The sequence below is a fragment of the Pseudomonas sp. UF-293 genome (assembly GCF_058245595.1).
This window is the reverse complement of the sequence record NZ_JBSICA010000017.1, coordinates 109,821-130,466: the sequence shown is the minus strand read 5'-3', so window position 1 is coordinate 130,466 and position 20,646 is coordinate 109,821. Positions and strand designations below refer to the sequence as shown.

The window sequence follows — 20,646 nt, the reverse complement described above, 5'->3', positions numbered from 1 at the left end:
CCGCGAAGGCGTCCCGTCAGTCGAAAAATCTGTGCGCTGCCTCACCACCTTCGGGAGCAAGCCCCCTCCCACAATGGTTTTGAGGTGGGTCAGCGATCACCCGGTGTACCCGCAATCCCTGTGGGAGCGGGCTTGCCCGCGAAGGCGTCCCGTCAGTTGACAAAAATGTGCGCTGCCCCACCACTTTCGGATGCAAGCCCCCTTCCACAATGGTTTTGAGGTGGGTCAGCGATCAACCGGTGTACCCGCAATCCCTGTGGGAGCGGGCTTGCCCGCGAAGGCGTCCCGTCAGTTGACAAAAATGCGCGCTGCCCCACCGCTTTCGGGAGCAAGCCCCCTCCCACAGTGGTTTGTGGTGGGTCAGCAATCACCCGGTGTACCCACAATCCCTGTGGGAGCGGGCTTGCCCGCGAAGGCGCCCCGTCAGTCGAAAAATCTGCGGCTGCCCCACCGCTTTCGGGAGCAAGCCCCCTCCCACAATGGGTTTGTGGTGGGTCAGCAATCACCCGGTGCACCCGCAATCCCTGTAGGAGCGGGCTTGCCCGCGAAGGCACCCCGTCAGTCGAAAAATCTGCGGCTGCCCCACCGCGTTCGGGAGCAAGCCCCCTCCCACAATGGGTTTGTGGTGGGTCAGCAATCACCCGGTGTACCCGCAATCCCTGTGGGAGTGGGCTTGCCCGCGAAGGCGTCCCGTCAGTCGAAAAATCTGTGCGCTGCCTCACCGCTTTCGGGAGCAAGCCCCCTCCCACAATGGTTTTGAGGTGGGTCAGCAATCACCCGGTGTACCCACAATTCCTGTGGGAGCGGGCTTGCCCGCGAAGGCGCCCCGTCAGTCGAAAAGTCTGCGGCTGCCCCACCGCTTTCGGGTGCAAGCCTCCTTCCACAGTGGGTTTGTGGTGGGTCAGCGATCACCCGGTGTACCCGCAATCCCTGTGGGAGCGGGCTTGCCCGCGAAGGCGTCCCGTCAGTGGACAAAAATGTGCGCTGCCCCACCACTTTCGGGAGCAAGCCCCCTCCCACAATGGGTTTGTGTCGTTCTTGAAATTCAGCTGCGGTCAGCCTTGCGCCCCAGGAACAACGCCAGCGCCAGCGCCGGCAACACCGCCACGGCGACGGCCGAGAGGTTCCAGCCGAAGTGTTCGTATAGCGGGCTTGCGACCAGCGAGCCGAGGGCGCCGCCGACGAAGATGCTGGTCATGTACACCGCATTGAGGCGGGCGCGGCTGTGCGGGTCGAGGGCGTAGACCTCGCGCTGGCCAAGCACCATGTTCAGTTGCACGGCAAAATCCAGCAGCACCGCGCACACCACCAGCCACACGTAACCACTGCTCGGCAGCGCGGCGAGCAACAGCGACAGCGGCGCCAGCAGCAACGCCACCAAGGTACCGCGACGACCGTGTCCGGCGTCGGCCAGACGCCCGGCAATTGGCGCGGCAATGGCACCCACTGCACCGACCAGAGCGAAGATTGCCACTTGCGCTTGGCTGAAGCCGTGATGACGCATCAGCTCAATCGGCGCGAGGGTCCAGAACAGGCTGAAACTGGCGAACAGCAAGCCCTGATACAGCGAACGCTCACGCAACACAGGAAAGCGCCGGGCCAGGGCAAACACCGAACCGATCAACGCGACATAAGTGGCCTTGTGCGTCGGCACCCGACGCGGCAATGCCACAGCGGTAATCAACGCGATCACCGCCATCAGTGCCGCCGCGCTGTAAAACACCCCGCGCCAGCCGAACACTTCGACCAACAGACTCGACAACGGCCGCGACAGCAGAATCCCCAGTAACAGGCCGCTCATGATATTGCCGACGACGCGGCCACGGCTGGCTTCCGGCGCCAGATGCGCGGCCAGTGGCACGAGGATCTGCACCGCCACCGAGGTCAGGCCGATCAGCAATGACAAAAGCAGGAACAACGACGGCGAATGAGTCAGGCCAGCGCACAGCAGCGTGACGCTGGCGGCGAGGGTGAAACCGACCACCAGACGACGGTTTTCCATGAGGTCGGCCAGCGGCACCAGCAGCAACAAGCCCAGCGCGTAACCAAACTGGGTCAGTGACACGATCAGGCTGGCATCGGCGCTGGACAGGCCAATCTGCGGCGCGATCAGTTCGACGATGGGCTGCGCGTAATACAGGTTGGCGACGACCGCGCCGCAGCAGAAGGCCAGAAACGCGACCATCAGGCCGGAGAGTGAAGCAGGCTGTTCGGCCGGGGCCGCAACGGCAGGGTTGCCGGTAAGCATGGTGACACCTCGTTGAGTTCGGGAATGTGCTGCCAAGGCTACGGTCGCCCGGCGGCAGCGAGAATCCGTGCCACTGGCAACGCACTGATGCGTGGCGCGCAACGTTGCTTGTGGCGCAACGCGCTGTTGCGCGGGCCGGTGATTCTCCGCCGCAAGCGTCTTCTCTACGCTTTGGCCATGGCGCAGACGTCCGCATCGGCGCCCTTTCCCGGCTGCTACAAGGAGCGTTTCCATGACCCGCACTGCACTCGTCCTGCCACTGCCCGCCGCGTTTTTCTGCCGACCATGAACAGCCATCTGCTCAAATCCAGAACCCTATGGATCAGCGTCGCCGTGCTCGCGGTGATCGGCCTGATCGTCGCCGTCGTACTGATGTGGCGCCCGGCGATCGCACCAATCCAACGCCCGACGTCATTCGATGCTGCGCAGTTGCAACGCGGCGCACGGGTGGTCGAAGCCGGTGATTGCGCGGTGTGCCACACCCGCCCCGGCGGCGAATACCTGGCCGGCGGGCTGCCGCTGGTGACGCCGTTCGGCACGCTGTACAGCACCAACATCACCCCGGATGCGCAGACGGGCATTGGCGAATGGTCACTGCCGGCGTTCGAGCGGGCGATGCGCGAGGGCATTGCCCGCGATGGCCACTTTCTCTACCCGGCGTTTCCCTATGTGCACTACCGGCGGATGAGCGCAGCGGACATCGCCGACGCCTATGCCTACTTGATGAGCGGCCCCGCCGTACATGCGCCCGCCAGGCAGAACCAGATGAACTTTCCGATGAACATCCGCCCGCTGGTGTCGTTCTGGAACCTGCTGTTTTTGCATGGCGAGCCGCTGACCCCGCTAGCCGAACACAGCGCCGCGTGGAATCGCGGACGCTATCTGGTCGACGGCCCGGGCCACTGCGCCGGCTGCCATTCACCGCTGAACCTGATCGGCGCGGAGAAATCCTCGCAATACCTGCAAGGCGGCGGCGTCGATGGTTGGGAAGCGCCGGCCCTGGTCGGCCTCGGCCAACGCGCCAATCCATGGAATCGCGAGCAATTGGTCAACTATCTGCGCGCCGATGTGGTCGATGGCCACGGCACGCCCGCCGGCCCGATGCGCCCAGTCAGCCTGAGCCTGGCGCGCTTGCCGGCCAGCGAAGCCGAGGTAATTGCCGACTACCTGCTAAGCCTGAAAAACCCGCAGGCAGTGACCGAAACCACACCGAAAAAGCCAAGCGATCCTGCGGATCACAGCAGCGGCGCCCTGCTCTTCAGCAGCGCCTGCGCCGGATGTCACGCTCCCGCCGCGCCGATGCGCGAAATCGACGGCCGCCCAGGCCTGCAAAGCACCTCGGCGCTGCAAGCGGCCACTTCGCGCAACTTTCTCAAGACCGTGCTCGAAGGCGTGCCCGCCACTCCCGGCGCACCCGGACCGATGATGCCGCCGTTCGCCGCCAGCCTCGACAACGCCCAGCTCGGCGCCCTCGCCGCGTATCTGCGCGAGCAAGCCCGCCCCGAGCAGCCATGGACCGACCTTTCTTCCACTATTGAAGCGTTACGTCAGGAGACGAAATGAGCCAGATCACTCTCACCGTCAATGGAGCCGCCCAAGCGCTGCAGCTGGAACCGGACATGCCACTGCTGTATGCGCTGCGCAACCACTTGAACCTCAACGGCGCCAAGTACGGCTGCGGCCTGGGCCAGTGCGGCGCGTGCACGGTGATCGTCGACGACCAGCCGGTGTTCGCCTGCCTGACGCCCTGCGCTGGTCTTGAAGGGAAAAAGATCCGTACCGTGGAAAGCCTCGGCAGCGTTGAGAAACCCGGCGCGTTGCAAGCGGCGTTCATCGACAAGCAGGCCGCGCAGTGCGGCTACTGCATCGCCGGCATGCTGATGCGCGCGCAGTCGTTGCTCGAACGTGATCCGCACCCGGACGAGCAAACCATTCGTGAGCACATGGCCGGCAATCTGTGCCGTTGCGGCACGCACTTGCGCATCATCGAGGCGATCAAGCAGGTGGCCGGGCATAACGGGAGCCTGACATGAGCGAAGCTAACGGCTTGAACCCCAACCGCCGGGCCTTCCTGCGCGGCGGCGCGCTGCTTATGGCCTTCACGCTGGTGCCGGTAGCGCGGCGTGTTTTGGCCGATACCGAAGTCGATACCCTCGGCACCGTAGTGCTGGCCCCCGATCTGCCGGGCAGCCTGCGCACCAACCCATACCTGGACGCGTGGATTCGCATCGGCGCCGACGGCATCACCGTGTACACCGGCAAGGTCGAACTGGGCACCGGAGTGAAAACCGCGTTGCTGCAAATCGCTGCCGAGCGTTTGCAGGTGCCGGCCAGCGCGATCAATTTGCTCACCGCCGACACCGCGCTGACGCCCAACGAAGGCTACACCGCCGGCAGCCACAGTATTTTCGACAGCGGTACCGCGCTGTACAACGCCGCTGCGCAGGTGCGGGAAATGCTCGTCGATGCCGCCGCGCGCAGTTGGCAAGTCGATGCTGCGCAACTGAGCACCCGCGACGGCGTGATCAAAGGCCCGGGCGGGCAACGCATGGCGTATGCCGACGCGGTCAAGCATGTCGATGTGCACCAATATGCGAAAGCACAATCACCCGCGATGGCGGCGGCCGACTTCAAACTGATCGGCCACAACCTGCCGCGTCTGGATATTCCGGCCAAGGTCAGCGGCGGCGCGGCATTCGTGCAGGACATGCGCCTGCCCGGCATGCTGCATGCGCGGGTGATTCGCCCGCCGCGTCCCGGCTGCAGGTTACAGGCGTTCGATACGGCATCCATCGAAGCGTTGAACGGTGTGGTCAAGGTGATCCGCGACGGCAACTATCTGGCGGTGGTCGCCCGTGATGAATGGCAAGCGATCAAGGCCATGCGCAGCGGCATCGAGAGTGCCAAGTGGAGTGGTGGCGAGGCGATTCCCGAAGCCGCCGGAATTCACGATTTGCTCAAGCAGTTGCCTTCCAAGCGCTATCCGATCAGCAACAACGGCAATCCCGGCGGCGCCACCGAGACGCGCTTCAAGGCGCGGGTGACCAAGCAATATTTGATGCACGGTTCGATCGGCCCGTCCTGTGCGGTGGCCTGGCTCAACGATGGCGTGCTCACGGTGTGGACCCACACCCAGGGCGTCTATCCATTGCGCGCCGGCATCGCCGAGATGCTGCGGCTGCCGCCGGAACGCGTGCGCTGCATTCATACCGAGGGCTCGGGCTGTTATGGCCACAACGGCGCCGATGATGCCGCCGCCGATGCCGCGCTGATCGCCATGCGCCTGCCGGGCACGCCGGTGCGCGTGCAATGGATGCGCGAGCAGGAAAATCTCTGGGAGCCGTACAGTTCGGCGATGGTTACCGAAGTCGATGCGAGCCTCAGTCAGGGCCGTCTGCAGGACTGGAACTACGAGCTGTGGACCACCCCGCACAACGAACGCATCGTCAATGCCGGGCGCCTGCTGCCGGCACGTCTATTGGCCAAACCCTTCGCCTCGGCGCCGTCGGTGCCAATCGCCCAGCCCGAAGGTGACGGCGATCGGAATGCGGTGCCGCTGTACGAGCTGGGCGCGACGCGGATCAACATGAACTTCGTCACCACCATGCCGTTCCGCACTTCGGCGATGCGCTCGCTCGGAGCGCACATCAACATCTTCGCCATCGAGGCGGGTATCGATGAGTTGGCGATCAAGGCCGGACTCGATCCCGTGGCGTTGCGCCTGGCCCATCTGAGCGATCCGCGTGCCCGCGCCGTGATCGAGCGCGTGCGTGATGAAATCGGCTGGCCCCACAAGAGCAACGAGCCCGGTGCTGGGATCGGTTTTGCCTTCGCCCGCTACAAGAACATCATGGGTTACTGCGCCCTCGCGGTGAAACTGCGGGTGCATCCGCAGACCGGGGAGATTCGCATCGATCATGTGGTCACGGCGGTCGACGTCGGCCAGATCGTCAGCCCCGATGGCCTGCGCAATCAGGTCGAGGGCGGCATCGTCCAGTCGGCGAGCTGGACACTCTATGAACAAGTCGCCTACGACGCCGGCGGCATTCGCAGCTATGACTGGAGCGGCTATCCGATTCTGCGCTTCACGCAATTGCCGAAAAAAGTCGATGTGCACCTGCTCGATCAACCGGGCGAACCCTTCCTCGGTGCAGCCGAAATCGTCCAAGGGCCAATGGCTGCTGCCCTCGGCAACGCGGTCAGCAATGCCACTGGCCGGCGCTGGCTGAACCTGCCGCTGACCCGTTCCAGCCAACCTGCCTGAACGGCACCCGCGCTCATCAGCGATGAGCGCGGGTGCCGTTGCGTTGCGCGCAAAACTGCGTAGCGCCGGCCACGGATTATCAGCCCCGCCACCCCCGGTTAACTTACCTGCACAGCGCGTGGCACCTGGCTGCCGCGCTTGAACCCTACTCATCGAAATCCGGAGCTACCCATGACCCGTCGCCTGTTTCAACCCATCGCACTCGGCCCTTACACCCTTGCCCATCGCGTGGCGATGGCGCCCTTGACCCGCTCGCGCGCTGGCCAACCGGGCGACGTGCCGACCGCAATGAACGCCGAGTACTACCGCCAACGCGCCAGTGCTGCGCTGATCATCACCGAGGCCACGCAGATTTCTCAGCAAGGCCAGGGCTATGCGTGGACGCCGGGGATCTACACCGATGCGCAAGTCCAGGCCTGGCGCGAAGTCAGCACGGCGGTGCACGCGGCTGACGGCCTGATCTTCATGCAGTTGTGGCACGTCGGCCGGGTCTCGCATCCCAGCTTCCAGCCTGACGCCGGTTTGCCGGTGGCGCCGAGCGCCCTGCCAGTGCCGGGCAAGACCTTTATCGTCGATGAACAAGGCAATGGCGTTTGGGGTGATGTGCCGGTGCCGCGCGCCCTCAAAACAGCCGAAATCGCCGACATCGTCGAAGACTATCGCCGCGCCGCGCGCAACGCGTTGAACGCAGGTATGGACGGCGTGGAAATCCATGCTGGCAACGGTTATCTGCTCGATCAGTTTCTCAACAGCAACAGCAACCAGCGTGATGACGCCTATGGCGGCAGCGTCGAGAATCGTGCGCGCTTTCTGCTCGAAGTGGTCGCCGCCGTGGCTGATGAAGTCGGTGCCGAGCGCGTCGGCGTGCGGCTGACGCCGATGGGCCGCTTTATGGGCATGGGCGATGACACGCCTGAAGCGACCTTCGGTTATCTGGTCGAGGCGCTCAACCAGTGGAATCTGGCCTACCTGCACCTGGTCGAGCCGGCCATGGTCGGCACGGTCAAGGACGAAAACTTCGACCCGCGCTGGGGCGCGATCATTGCCCAGTTGCGCCAGACCTGGAACGGCGTGCTGATCCTCGCCGGCGGTTATGACGCTGAATCTGCCGAACAGGCGCTGAACGCCGATCGCGCCGACATCATCGCCTTTGGCCGGCCATTCCTGGCCAACCCGGATCTGCCGCGTCGGCTGCACGATGGGCTTGAACTGAACACGCCGGATCCGAGCAGTTTCTTCGGCGGCGACCAGCGCGGTTACGTCGATTATCCGTTCCATGCCTGAGACGTGCGATTCATAACTTTTAAGGTTTGTTTAAGGACTTTAAATAAAGCCTGCGGCCAGACTTTGCCCATCGATCAGGAGAGCCGCCATGAACCCGCAATCGGTGAAGTCAGACCACTCCAGCCAGATCGCGCGCCCATTGGGCGCGCTGTCCGGCTGGCAGGAACGCCGCGCCAAGGCTTACATGCTGCACGATCTGAGCCGCAGTCTGCGCGTCAGCGAGATTGCCGAACATTGCAATCTTTCACGCAGCCACTTTTCCCGGGCGTTCAAGATCGTCACCGGCTGTTCGCCGCAGGAATGGATGCTGAAGATGAAGATCGACAAGGCCAAGGGGCTATTGCTGACCTCGATGGCGATTACCGAGATTGTTTATGAATGCGGGTTCTCCGATCACTCGCACTTCACGCGCACGTTCGGGCGCTTGGTGGGAATGCCGCCGAAGATCTGGCGGCAGGCGATGTGTCGGGCGCGGGTAGCGGTGGTTGATGCGGATGTCTGGCAGCTCAGCGATGGGTTGCTGAATTCGACGATAGGCAAGCGCCTGACGGAACTGCGACCCTGAGTCGGATTTCCAAGGATTCTGTTCACTCCTCCCTTTTGGCCGCGATTTGCGCGGCTTTTTTTTACCCGGTCTGCCAGACATCTCTCAGCTATAAGTCAGAAGTTTTTGATCCTGGCGTCCGGCGCAAGCGGCAGTCTGAAACAGATCCGCGCGCCCTCCTCGCTGTCCTCCACCCGCAACGTCCCGCCATGGGCGCCTATCACCGTTCGGCAAATCGCCAGGCCCATGCCCATGCCGCTGCCCTTGGTAGTGAAGAACGCATCGAAAATTTCTTCACGCTGATGCTCGGCGATCCCCGGCCCGTTGTCCTGAAAAGCCACGCAGACCTGCCCATCGCTGATCGTCGACTCGATCACCAAGCGCCCGTCAATCGCGCCCTGCCCAGCCATCGCCTCGAGTGCGTTGACGATCAGGTTGTAAATCACCTGCTGAATCTGCACCCGATCCCCCGGCACCGGGTCAGCTGCGTTGAGTTCCGTGTGCAGGCTCACCCGGCGATTGTGCAAATCGCTCGCTGTCAGTTGCATGACCTCACCGATCAAAGCGTCAATCGATACCGGTAGCCGCTGCAGCGGCGCCTGCTTGGCCAAAGCGCGCAAGGCCTGGACAATCTCGGTGGCCCGGGCGCTGTCGGAGCGGATGTCCTCTAGCCCCTGAATCGCTTCGTCGAGGTCCGGCGTGTCGCGCTTGAGCCAGCGCAAACTGGCCGAGGCGTTCGATGAAATGCCCAGCAGCGGCTGGCTGATTTCATGGGCGATCGAGGCCGACAGTTCGCCCATCATTTTCAGGTGCGAGTTGCGCGCCAGTTCCGCGCGCGAACTGCGCAAGTCGGCTTCCATCTGTGCGCGCAAACGGTTGTCTTCGACCAGTTGCGCATACAGCCGCGCGGTCTGCAGCGACACCGCTGCCTGCGAGGCGAGAATTTCCAGCATGGTCAGGCGTTCGGCGCTGAACAGCTTCGGTACCAGGCTGTTTTCCAGATACACCAGACCGATCAGCGCGCCTTGCTTGAGTAACGGCAGACACATCAGCGAGCGCGTCTGCCGCTCGCACAGGTCGGCGCTGTAGGCTTGCGGGCAGTCGACGCGGGCATCGTCGAGCACCAGCGGCGCGCGCGTGCGCATGGTCGAATTGAGCACCGAAAGCGGCGCGAGCTGCTCAAGCGCACGCTCGTTGTCCTGACTGACCCGCACGTTGCCCGCCTCGACGTGGGCGGCGGCAGCCAGTTGCAACTCACCGTCGGTGACCAACAGCAGCGCACCCCGATCGGCCCCGGCCTGAATCATCAAGTGATTCATCAAGGTTTCCACCAACCGATCGAGCAATACCTCTTGCGAGACCGCGCGCGCCGCTTCGATGCCGACTTCCAGATCAAGGCGCACCCGCGTCACCGGCGTTCCCGCTTCCAGGGAATGCTCGTGGGCGAGAAACGGATGCTGCGCTTCGAGCTGGCGCGCCTTGGCTTCAGCGCCCCACAGCACATAGCAGTCGCGCGCAACACGCAGGTGATGATGCGTGCCGGAGACCAGGCCGTTGGCCAGGCAGACCTCAGCCAGTTGTTCATGGGCCAGCGCCTGTTGATGAATAAACCCGGCAGCGGCCGCCGCGATTTGCGCCTGGTCGAAGCAGCGAATGGCGACCAGCCCTTCGCCGCGCACGCGGGCCATCGCGCCTTCAATCAACAGCAGCTGGTTGCTGAAAGTCGACGGATTGAGTTCGACCCATGGCAGGAAACGCTGACGTTGCTGTTCCAGTTTCTGCAGTTTTTCGACAACAGAGCCCGGCGCCTCTGGACTGGCCAGCGCCAGGCTGTAGAACAGGTAGTAATGGGCCAGATCGATGTGCGCCGGCAGCGACCACGTCAACGCCTCGGCCTCTTCGAAACGGCGTAGGGCATAACGCACATCGCCGAAGTAGAACGCCGACATGCCTGAGTACAACCACATCCAGAACAGTGTCGGCTGTGAAACGCGATCGCGATCCAGCGGGCCGAACCGGTCATGTTCCACCGCATCCAGCTCTGCGATCGAACGTGGCTCGCACCCACTGCGCAAATCACTGGCAAACGCCTGTTGCGCCAACAAAATGCGCTCGATGTCGATGTAGTGAAACTGTCGCACCCAACTCAGGCCGACGTCGAGCTCGTTCAACACCTTTTGCAGCGGCTCGCCCATGAATAGCAGATCGGAACCGATGTGATTGCAGGCGTAACACGACATGCCGAGATCACCGCCAGCCTGACCGCACTCGAACGCTGCGAAAGCTTTCTGCCGGGCGTAGGCCATCGATTTGGTCCACGGGCTGACCTGATCCAGCGCCACCAGCGTGCCGGTGCGTCCGGCTTCGTAGCCGTGCAGGTCGGTCAGATCGAGCGCCAGTTCGGCGAAAGCGACACCGTCCAGATATTCGCCATAACGGTCGGCGATCATCACGCCATACCAGGCAAAACCGTAGCCGCTGCTGGGTGTGGTGCCGTGCAAGAGGGTCAGTTCGACCATCTTCGCCAAGTGCAGGAAAGCGATATCGTCCTGCACGAAAAACGAGGCGATCAGCGTGCTCAGCAACTCCATAGCCACTTCGATTCGCGGATCGTTGGCCTTGGGCAATGCCGTCAGTTCAGCGATCCGTCGCGCGCCGACCAGTTGCCGAACCCGCTCGAAGGCTTCGCCCAGTTGCGCGGGCGATGGTTGTCGCTGCAGCTCGATTTCGAGCAAGGCAAGGCCGTCCAGCGCTTCGCTGATCGCACCGTGATAATCGGAGTGCAAGGTGTGCAGGCTGGCGCGCAGGCGATAGGTTTTTGCGCGGTCCAGCGCGGTATTGGCGTATTCCAGGCAGTCGTCGAGGCGCTGTTGCGCGCCGGGCAGATCCGCCAGCAACATTGCGCATTCGGCTGCCAGCCAACGCGCAGCGAAGGCCTGCGGGTACTGCTGCGCCCAGCCGTTGTCGCCGAGTAACACCTCGGCGCTGCGCAGATAATCCATGGCCTGCTCGACAGCGGCGCTATCGCGGGCGCGCTCGGCGGCTTCGACCAATAATTGGATGAATTCGGCGCGTCGAGGTTCTGAAAGCGCATGGCCGTCGCTGCGCTGAATCTGACTGGCAATATCGAACACCTTCGCATGCGGTTGCCCGCCGCATAGTTCGAGCATGGCGGCAGCGATGCGCGCATGTTCGGCGGCACGCCCGGCGGGCGCCGTGAGTGCAGCGGCGGCTTCCAGCACTCGATCGTGGGGAAACACCAGTTGGCCCGGCTCGCGCAGGAGAAATCCGGCGCTGACCAGATAATCCACGTCACGCAGCAATTGCGCCGGATCGTCTGCCAGCAATCGCTGCAACAGCACTTTCTCACAGCGACCACCGATGTAACCCGCTGTACGCAACACTTCGCGCGCACTGGCCGGCAGGCGCTGCAAGCGTTGCACCATCAATTCGGCAACGTTGTCGGCGTAGCGATGGCCGTTTACCTCGGCCTGATCCCACACCCAGCGCCGCGTCGTCGCCTCGAAATGCAGCAGACGCTCATCCACCAGCGCGCGGGCCACCTGGCTGACGAACAACGGATTGCCGGCGGTCTTAAAGTGCACGACGCGGGCCAGCGCCTCGAGGTTGTCGACGTCAGCATCGAGTTCGACCGCCATCAGTTGCGCGACGGCCTGTACCGATAGCGGCCCTAATCCAAGGTCACTGACTGGCAGCGCGGGTGCTCTGCGCATGTCATCGAGCCAGCCGCCCGGATGCTGCGTCAACTCGCCCTCGCGATACGCCAGAACTAGCAGCAAATGCCGCGTCGGCCGGGCGATAAAGGCTTTGAGAAACGCCTGAGTCGAGTCGTCAGCCCACTGCAAGTCGTCGATAAACAGCAGCAGCGGATGCCCCGGTTGCGCAAAGACTTCGAGCGCATCGAGCAACGTCCGATTGACCCGGTCGAGGGCGTGGCGCGCCGGCATGTTCGGCAATTCGGCGGTGGCGCCGATCAGCAGTTCGGCTTCCGGCGCCAGGTCCAGCAGCAAGCGGCCACGGCCCTTGAGGGTTTCGCGCAGTTGCTCGGCCAAGGCCTGCAAGGCCAGCGTGGGCTTGGTCAACACTTGGCTGATCAGAGAATGAAAAATCTGCGCCAGTGGCGCAAACGGCCGGTCGTTTTGCAGCAGTTCGATCTTGCCGCTGGCCCAATAACCGGGTGCCTGGCTACGCAGGACTTGCTGGATCAGCGTCGACTTCCCCGCTCCCGGTGCGCCGGCAACCAGCAGCACGCGAGCGATGCCGTCGCTGCGCACGCGCCGGATCTGTTCAAGCAGTTGCTGACGTTCGTCATCACGACCAAACAGCACATCGCCGCGCGTGGCCGTTGCGCGAGCATCGAAAGCACCGAGGCGGAACGCTTCGATCTGGCCTTTTTTCTGCCATTGACGCAGGCACCAGGTCAGATCAGCGGCCAGCGATTCGATGCTTTGATAGCGCGCGTCCGGCTCCTTGGCCAGGCCCTTGAGCAGCACATGACAAATGCCTTGCGGCAGGTCGGGAATGTATTGCGCCGGCGACAATGGCTGGACGGCGGCGTGCACATGCAACCATTGCCAGGCGTCGCGAGCGATCAGCGGTGGGCGCCCGGTCAGCGCCTCGTAGATGATTGCCGACAGCGTATATACGTCGCTGCGCTCATCGGAATCGACGCCGTCGCGCTGTAGCTGTTCCGGCGCCAGATAAGGCCAGTGTTCCAGGCTCGGCAGTTCAGTCGCCGGGGTTTCCTGCTCCTGGGTGTGAAAGCCCATAAGCCTGACGCTGTCGTCGGCGCCGACCAGCAGATGCCACGGCAACAGCGATCCGTGTGGGAGCGAGCATGCTCGCGAAAGCGGTGTGTCAGTCAATGGTGATGTCGGCTGGAGTGGCGCTTTCGCGAGCAGGCTCGCTCCCACGGGGTTTTGCGGTGTTTCGGGATGGCGAGAGTGGGCCAGCGCATTGGCAGCGGCTACGGCGATATTCAGCACGCGCCCGAGCGGTAAGCCGGTGGCGTCGATCAGGCCAGCGAGCGGCGCGCCCCATTGCGGATAGATCAGCACCGGCCCGTCCGCCGAACGAAGTAGCGCGAGCGGGTTGATCACCCACTGCGAAGGCAGTCGTAAATGAAAATCACGCTCCAGCCGCTGGCACAGCGCCGGGCGCTGAATCGGTGCGCGCACGGCGAACCAGGTCTGGCCCGAGCGGCTATCTTCAAGGCTGAACCAGGTCAGCTCATGGTCGCGGCGCAGCAGGTTGAAACGGCAACTTTCCAGCCATGTTTCATCGAGCATCGACGCATCGGCCGTGCGGGACATTGCAGATGAGGATGGCTGGCCGGGCATACACATTCACCGCTGGCAATGGGATTCAGGCTGGTGGCGCAGTATACGCAGCGTTTTTTTGCCAAAGGACCAGCCACTGCGCTGATGTCCGTCTGCGGCCTCATGATGGCCGTCCAGAGCCTCGCGCCGCAATTTTCGCGCTATCAAAGCGCGGCGTCTTATCCCTCGGGATAATTGCTTTATGGCAAGCCGTCCCCTAGCGTACGAGCCTGATAACCCGGCGCCCACGCCCTGTCCTTCTCACCGCGACGCAGAGGCCTGCATGATCCGACTTGGCCAAGCCACGATTTCCCTGGAACGGCGCGAAGCCTTTCTCGATGGCCGTCCCTTGCGCGTGGGTGGACGGGCGTTCGAAATACTCTCGGTACTGATGCAGGCCGATGGACGCATCGTCAGCAAAGATGAGCTGATCAATCAGGTGTGGCCGGACATCGTCGTCGAAGAGAACAATCTGCAAGTGCAGATTTCCTCGCTGCGCAAACTGCTCGGGGAAAAAGAAATCATCCAGACGGTTCCCCGTCGAGGTTACCGATTATTGAAAGACCGCGAACCCAAATTGCCGATGTTCAACGCCCTGGCCTCGGCGCCGATTGCGGCGCAGCCACCGTCGGTCGATGCGCAATCGGTGCCGGTATTCATTGTTGACGATGAGGCCTGCGTGCGCACCGCGCTGAGCCGCTTGTTGCGCGCCGAAGGCATCGAACACCGGATCTTCCAGTCGGCCGAAGAACTGCTCGGCGCCGACATCGGCAGCGGCCCGGCGTGCCTGCTGCTCGACGTCAGCCTGCCCGAAACCACAGGACTGCAATTGCAGGCGGCGCTGAACGAGCGCGGCCAGCCGTGGCCGGTGATTTTCATGACCGGCCACGGCACGATTCCGATGTCGGTGCAGGCGATGAAAGCCGGCGCGGTGGAGTTCCTGACCAAGCCATTCAATGACGATGAACTGCTCGGCATTCTGCGCAGCACCCGTCAACACGCGGCGACCGCGTTCAATCAATGGCAACGGGTCAGGCACGTGCGGCAATTGGCAGCGCAACTGACGCCGCGAGAGCGCGAGGTGCTGCCACTGATCGTCGGCGGTCTGTCGAACAAGCAGATCGCCAATCAATTGGGCACCAGTGAAGTGACCGCAAAGGTTCATCGCAAACACATCATGGCGAAGATGCAGACCCGCTCGCTGGTCAACCTTGTCGAACTCTACGGACTGATCAGCGCTGCGCCTTCGCCTGGCCCATCGAGCCTGTCGTGAGCGGCCAGGCGGGTCGCCCGACGGCGGCCGAAAGCAACCGAGCGACGATCGTCTGCATCGTCGATGACGACGCGTCCGTGCGTAAAAGCCTGTCGAACCTGCTGCGTTCGGTCGGCTACCGGGCGCAGGTGTTTGCCAGTGGCGAAGCGTTTCTCGCCGAAGGCGACTTTGCCGAGATCGCCTGCCTGCTGCTGGACCTGCGCATGCCCGGCCTGTCCGGCATCGATGTCATGCGCGAGCTGCCGCGACAGATTCCGGTGATCTGCATGTCCGCCCATTGGGACGAGGCAGCGCTGGCCGAAACCGGGCATTACCAGGCGTTCGAGTGCCTGTGCAAGCCCTTCGAGGAAGAGGATCTGCTGGCGGCACTTGACAGGGCCCTTCAGCGCTGACGCTGATCGATTCAGCTGTCTTGCGTGGTTTTTTCAGCCTCTTCGATGGCCGGCAACGATGCGGTCATTTCAGCGTGACACACCGCCAGAATCTCATCGGCCAGCGCCGAGTCGTCCGGGCAGGCTCGCGACAGCATGATCGCCCCGACCGCACGGGCCAGCAGGTCGATCATCCGGGTTCTGCCCTCACCTTGCGGTGCATCCGCTGCCGTCGGGTATTTCTCGCCGAGCGTCTGCAACGTGCGCTCCATGCCTTCAGCGAACGCCGCTTTCACATCCCCCGACTGCCTCGCCGCATCGCCGCACAGCGCCGCCATGGTGCAACCGGTGGAACGGCCGTCGCGATGGTCGCGCGACACGTACACATCGATGAAATCCTGCACGCTCATGCTTTCGGCGGCGGCCGTCGATTGCGCCAGGCTATTGGCCGAGGCTTCGGCCATCAGGTCGGCCTTGGAACCGAAGTGTTTGTAGAAACCACCGTGAGTAAAACCGGCGGCCGCCATCAGGTCGGCCACGCCGACCCCGTCATAGCCGCGCTCGCGGAACATCAACGAAGCGGTTTCGACAATGTGCTCGCGATTGGCCTGAGCCTGAGCCTTGGATACGCGCATGTTGAATACCTCCAGCGCTGAAAAATCATGGGCCGATGATACATAGATGTTGGCCATAATCAAAACTGTTGACAGTTTAGATTTCGGTCATCATCCTAAAAGCCCGCAATCAGTCATTTACTGAAAAAGAGCCCACACCATGACTACTCGCCCTACTGTTCTGATCACTGGTGCCTCCTCCGGCATCGGCGCGGTCTACGCCGCACGTTTCGCCCAACGCGGGCACGATCTGGTGCTGGTCGCCCGTGACCAGGCGCGTCTGGACACCCTTGCCGCCGGTTTGCGCGCTGAACACAACGTCAATGTTGAGGTGCTGCAAGCTGACCTGACCCGTCTCAGCGATCTGCAAAGCGTCGAGGCGCGTCTGCGTGACGACGCGCGCATCGGCATCCTCGTCAACAATGCCGGCGCCGCGCAGTCCGGGACCTTCATCGAGCAGAGCACCGACAGCGTGGCGCAACTGGTCGCGCTCAACACCACGGCGCTGGTGCGTCTGGCCAGTGCTATCGCCCCGCGTCTGGCCAAGGCCGGCGACGGCGCGATCATCAATATCGGTTCGGTGGTGGGCCTGGCGCCGGAGTTCGGCATGTCGGTGTATGGCGCGACCAAGGCGTTCGTACTGTTCCTCTCCCAGGGCTTGAGCCTGGAACTGTCGCCACAGGGCGTGTACGTGCAAGCAGTACTGCCCGCCGCGACCCGCACGGAAATCTGGGACCGCGCCGGCATCGACATCAACACCCTCAGCGACATCATGGAAGTCGGCGACATGGTCGATGCCGCTCTGGTCGGTTTCGACCGTCGCGAAGTCGTGACCATCCCGCCGCTGCACGAAGGCGAGCGCTGGGATGCCCTGCAAACCGCGCGGCAGGGTCTGTTGGGGCAGATTCGCCAGTCGGCTGTTGCGCAACGTTATCTGACTCAGGCCTGACCTCATCCACACCCGCCGCTGTGCCGGCGGGTTTCTACCGACAAGAGCATCCGCAATGAAGGCATTTTTCATCGAGCGCTACGGCAAGCAGAACGGCCGGATCGGCGACGTCCCGGAACCGCAGGTCGGCGCACACGACGTGTTGATCCAGGTCCACGCCAGCAGCGTCAACCCGCTGGATCTGAAGATTCGCAGCGGCGAATTCAAGATGATCCTGCCTTATCAAATGCCTTTGATATTGGGCAACGATGTCGCCGGCGTGGTGATAAGCACCGGTGCGGCGGTCAAGCGTTTCAAGCCGGGCGATGGGGTTTATGCGCGGGCGCCTGAAAACAGGATCGGCACGTTTGCCGAACGCATCGCCGTCGACGAACAAGCGGTCGCGTTAAAACCCGCCAATCTCGCTATGACCGAGGCGGCTTGCATGCCGCTGGTGGCGTTGACCGCGTGGCAGGCACTGGTCGAAGTCGCCGGGCTGCAAAAAGGCCAGAAAGTGCTGATACACGCCGGCTCCGGTGGCGTCGGCACGCTCGCCATTCAACTGGCCAAACACCTTGGCGCTTTTGTTGCGACCACTACCAGTAGGGCGAATGTCGAGTGGGTCAAGGCGCTGGGCGCTGATGTGGTGATCGATTACAAGCAGCAGGATTTTGCCATTGAGCTGCGCGACTACGACGTGGTGCTCAACAGCCTCAGCGGCGACGTACTGGAGAAATCGCTGAAGGTGCTGAAACCGGGTGGGCAACTGATTTCCCTGTCCGGGCCGCCGACTGCGCAGTTCGCTCAGGAGCAGGGCTTGTCTTGGCCACTTGGGCTGGTCATGCGCCTGCTCAGCAGCGGCATTCGCCGTAAAGCACGCAAACACGGGGTGGGTTATTCGTTTCTGTTTATGCGTGCCGATGGCGTTCAGTTGCAGAAAATCACTGCGTTGATTGAGGCTGGGGTGATCAAACCCGTGATCGATCGCACCTTCCCGTTCGATCAGATAGCTGACGCCTTGAACTATGTCGAACAGGGCCGGGCCAAGGGCAAGGTGGCGATCACTGTTGATCAGGCTTCGCAATAAATGCCAGAGGACGATCAACAACTGCCCCCGGACCCTGAATTCGATCCACCGCCGTTGGAAGAACCTCAGCCGCAAAAACCACCCCTGATCGAATGGCGACCGCTGCTGCTCGAGCCTTGAGAAAACCGTCTCGCCTTGCATTTTGCCCAACCTGCACCACGCTTGATTCACAGAAGTGCACGTTTTCATGGCAAAACTGCGGTTAACTGAATGGTTAGTTACCGCTATAATCCCGCGCTTCATTCAAACGGGACTTTCAATGTGAACCACAGTCAACGCGTCTCAGGCGTTTCAACGTTCATTCTGGTCGGCCTCGGCGTGATCATCGCCCTGCTCGGCCTGGCGCTCGCAGCCGGCGGTGTGAAGCTGGTCAGCCTGGGCGGTTCCTGGTACTTCCTGATCGGCGGTCTGGCGATGACCGTTTCCGGCGTGCTGATCGCCCTGAGGAAAACTGCAGGCGCCTGGCTGTTCGGCGCATTTCTCGTGGCCACCGCGATCTGGGCCGTCGCTGACGCCGGGCTGGTGTTCTGGCCGGTGTTCTCGCGGCTGTTCATGTTCAGCGCGATCGGTATGGTCGTCGCTCTGGTCTACCCGCTGCTGGCGCGAGCCAATGGCCGCGTGGCCGGTCGTGGCGCGTATGCCGTGGCCGCTGTGTTGGCGGTCGGTGTGGCCGTTGCGGCGGGCAACATGTTCGTCGCTCACCCGACGGTTGCCGCGACTGGCACTGGCCCGGGCCTGACTCCGGTCGAGCCGGCCAAGGCGCAGAAAGACTGGGCGCACTACGGCAACACCGAAGGTGGCAGCCGCTTCGCCGCGCTCGATCAGATCAACCGCAACAACGTCGACAAGTTGAAAGTCGCGTGGACCTACCACACCGGTGACGTCGCCGAGAGCGATGGCAACGGCGCCGAAGACCAGCTCACCCCGCTGCAGGTCGGCAACAAAGTCTTCATCTGCACCCCGCACAACAATCTGATCGCCCTCGACGCCGACACCGGTAAAGAGCTGTGGAAGAACGCGATCAACGCGCAATCGAAAGTCTGGCAGCGCTGCCGTGGCATGGCCTATTTCGACGCCACTGCGACCATCGCTCAGCCGAGCAACTCATTGATCATCGAAGCCAAACCGGCGCCGGCTGCCAACTGCCAGCGTCGTCTGCTGACCAACACCATCGATGCTCGCCTGATCGCGGTCGATGCTGACACCGGCGAGTTCTGCCAGGGTTTCGGCAACAACGGCCAGGTCGATCTGAAGGCCGGTCTGGGTGATGTTCCGGACAGCTACTATCAGTTGTCGTCCGCACCATTGATGGCCGGCACCACCGTGGTGGTTGGCGGTCGTGTTGCCGACAACGTGCAAAGCGACATGCCCGGCGGTGTGATTCGCGGTTTTGACGTAATCACGGGCACCATGCGCTGGGCGTTCGACCCGGGCAACCCGCAGGAGCGCAACGCACCGGCCGACGGCAAAACCTACGTGCGCAGCACGCCGAACAGCTGGGCGCCGATGTCCTACGACGCGGCGACCAACACGGTGTTCCTGCCGATGGGCAGCTCGTCCACCGACATCTATGGTGTTGAGCGCAGCGAACTGGACCACAAGTACGGCGCCTCGATCCTCGCGCTGGACGCCAGCACCGGTGAAGAACGCTGGGTGTTCCAGACCGTGCACAACGATCTGTGGGACTTCGACCTGCCGATGCAGCCGAGCCTGATCGACTTCGACAAGGACGGCCAAAGCGTTCCGGCGCTGGTCATCGGCACCAAGGCCGGGCAGATCTATGTGCTCGACCGGGCCACGGGCAAGCCACTGACCGAAGTCAAAGAAGTACCGGTGAAAGCCGCGAACATCCCCAACGAGCCGTACTCGCCGACCCAGCCGAAATCCGTGGGCATGCCGCAGATCGGTGCGCAGCACCTGACCGAATCGGACATGTGGGGCGCCACGCCGTACGACCAGTTGCTCTGCCGCATCGACTTCAAGAGCATGCGCTACGACGGCCTGTACACCGCACCGGGTACTGACAAATCGCTGAGCTTCCCGGGTTCGCTGGGCGGCATGAACTGGGGCAGCATCTCCACTGACCCGGTGCACGGTTTCATCTTCGTCAACGACATGCGCCTGGGTCTGTGGATCCAGATGATCCCGTCGCAAAACAAAGGCCAGGCCGCTGGCGGTGGCGAAGCGCTGAACACCGGCATGGGCGCTGTGCCGCTCAAAGGCACGCCATACGCGGTGAACAAGAACCGCTTCCTGTCGGTGGCCGGCATTCCGTGCCAGGCGCCTCCGTTCGGCACTTTGACCGCGATCGACATGAAGACCCAGAAAGTCGCGTGGCAGGTTCCGGTCGGCACCGTTGAAGACACCGGTCCACTCGGCATCCGCATGCACCTGCCGATCAAGATCGGTCTGCCAACCCTCGGCGGCACCCTGTCGACCCAGGGCGGCCTGATCTTCATTGCCGGCACCCAGGACTTCTACCTGCGCGCCTTCAACAGCGGCAATGGCGAAGAAGTCTGGAAAGCCCGTCTGCCGGTCGGCAGCCAGGGCGGCCCGATGACGTACGTTTCGCCGAAAACCGGCAAGCAGTACATCGTCGTCACCGCTGGCGGCGCACGCCAGTCGACCGATCGTGGCGATTACGTAATGGCCTACGCCCTGCCGTAACTCGCTGCTGCACGACCAACCTCCTCC

13 protein-coding genes are annotated in these 20,646 nt (G+C 63.0%); 10 read left to right on the top strand and 3 right to left on the bottom strand.

Annotated elements, in window-relative coordinates; genetic code table 11:
- Window positions 1-1,045: 1,045 nt before the first annotated feature.
- The gene (locus AC4IHP_RS18330; protein ID WP_490832380.1) at window positions 1,046-2,248 is read right to left on the bottom strand and encodes an MFS transporter; all 1,203 of its coding nucleotides are present in this window, start codon (window positions 2,246-2,248) and stop codon (window positions 1,046-1,048) included.
- A gap of 24 nt (window positions 2,249-2,272) precedes the next feature.
- Between AC4IHP_RS18330 and AC4IHP_RS18325 the strand changes: the two genes are divergently transcribed.
- From AC4IHP_RS18325 to AC4IHP_RS18305, 5 genes are all read left to right on the top strand, one after another.
- Window positions 2,273-3,811 (top strand): c-type cytochrome, encoded by a 1,539-nt coding sequence (locus AC4IHP_RS18325; protein WP_490832379.1) that lies wholly within the window; start codon window positions 2,273-2,275, stop codon window positions 3,809-3,811.
- Window positions 3,808-4,281, top strand: coding sequence for a (2Fe-2S)-binding protein (locus AC4IHP_RS18320; RefSeq protein ID WP_490832378.1), 474 nt, complete (start codon window positions 3,808-3,810; stop codon window positions 4,279-4,281). Before AC4IHP_RS18325 ends, AC4IHP_RS18320 begins: the two co-directional genes overlap by 4 nt.
- Window positions 4,278-6,512: a xanthine dehydrogenase family protein molybdopterin-binding subunit gene (locus AC4IHP_RS18315; protein WP_490832377.1), complete on the top strand. Its 2,235-nt coding sequence runs from the start codon at window positions 4,278-4,280 to the stop codon at window positions 6,510-6,512. The genes AC4IHP_RS18320 and AC4IHP_RS18315 overlap by 4 nt, the downstream gene beginning before the upstream one ends.
- 171 nt (window positions 6,513-6,683) lie before the next feature.
- Window positions 6,684-7,796 (top strand): alkene reductase, encoded by a 1,113-nt coding sequence (locus tag AC4IHP_RS18310; protein ID WP_490832376.1) that lies wholly within the window; start codon window positions 6,684-6,686, stop codon window positions 7,794-7,796.
- Window positions 7,797-7,884: 88 nt separating this feature from the next.
- Window positions 7,885-8,361, top strand: coding sequence for a helix-turn-helix domain-containing protein (locus AC4IHP_RS18305; protein WP_490832375.1), 477 nt, complete (start codon window positions 7,885-7,887; stop codon window positions 8,359-8,361).
- A gap of 95 nt (window positions 8,362-8,456) precedes the next feature.
- Here AC4IHP_RS18305 and AC4IHP_RS18300 read toward each other — a convergent pair whose 3' ends face one another.
- A complete protein-coding gene (locus AC4IHP_RS18300) occupies window positions 8,457-13,610 on the bottom strand; it encodes a trifunctional serine/threonine-protein kinase/ATP-binding protein/sensor histidine kinase (RefSeq protein ID WP_490832381.1) in 5,154 nt (1,717 codons plus the stop codon).
- A gap of 352 nt (window positions 13,611-13,962) precedes the next feature.
- Here AC4IHP_RS18300 and AC4IHP_RS18295 point away from each other — a divergent pair, with 352 nt between their 5' ends.
- Window positions 13,963-14,952 (top strand): response regulator, encoded by a 990-nt coding sequence (locus tag AC4IHP_RS18295; protein WP_460119133.1) that lies wholly within the window; start codon window positions 13,963-13,965, stop codon window positions 14,950-14,952.
- Window positions 14,949-15,344, top strand: coding sequence for a response regulator transcription factor (locus AC4IHP_RS18290; RefSeq protein WP_460119131.1), 396 nt, complete (start codon window positions 14,949-14,951; stop codon window positions 15,342-15,344). Before AC4IHP_RS18295 ends, AC4IHP_RS18290 begins: the two co-directional genes overlap by 4 nt.
- 11 nt (window positions 15,345-15,355) lie before the next feature.
- On the opposite strand, the gene AC4IHP_RS18285 is transcribed toward AC4IHP_RS18290, so the two are convergent.
- On the bottom strand, window positions 15,356-15,958 hold the full coding sequence (locus AC4IHP_RS18285; protein ID WP_490832374.1) for a TetR/AcrR family transcriptional regulator: 603 nt from the start codon (window positions 15,956-15,958) through the stop codon (window positions 15,356-15,358).
- A 139-nt stretch (window positions 15,959-16,097) separates the two neighbouring features.
- Between AC4IHP_RS18285 and AC4IHP_RS18280 the strand changes: the two genes are divergently transcribed.
- The 3 genes from AC4IHP_RS18280 (at window position 16,098) to AC4IHP_RS18270 (ending at window position 20,619) form a co-directional block, all read left to right on the top strand.
- Entirely contained in the window at window positions 16,098-16,886 is a 789-nt protein-coding gene (locus AC4IHP_RS18280; RefSeq protein ID WP_460119127.1) for an SDR family NAD(P)-dependent oxidoreductase, read from the top strand.
- Window positions 16,887-16,941: 55 nt separating this feature from the next.
- The gene (locus tag AC4IHP_RS18275) at window positions 16,942-17,952 is read left to right on the top strand and encodes an NADP-dependent oxidoreductase (RefSeq protein WP_490832373.1); all 1,011 of its coding nucleotides are present in this window, start codon (window positions 16,942-16,944) and stop codon (window positions 17,950-17,952) included.
- Between the two features lie 261 nt (window positions 17,953-18,213).
- A complete protein-coding gene (locus AC4IHP_RS18270) occupies window positions 18,214-20,619 on the top strand; it encodes a glucose/quinate/shikimate family membrane-bound PQQ-dependent dehydrogenase (protein ID WP_490832372.1) in 2,406 nt (801 codons plus the stop codon).
- The last annotated feature ends 27 nt before the right edge of the window (window positions 20,620-20,646 follow it).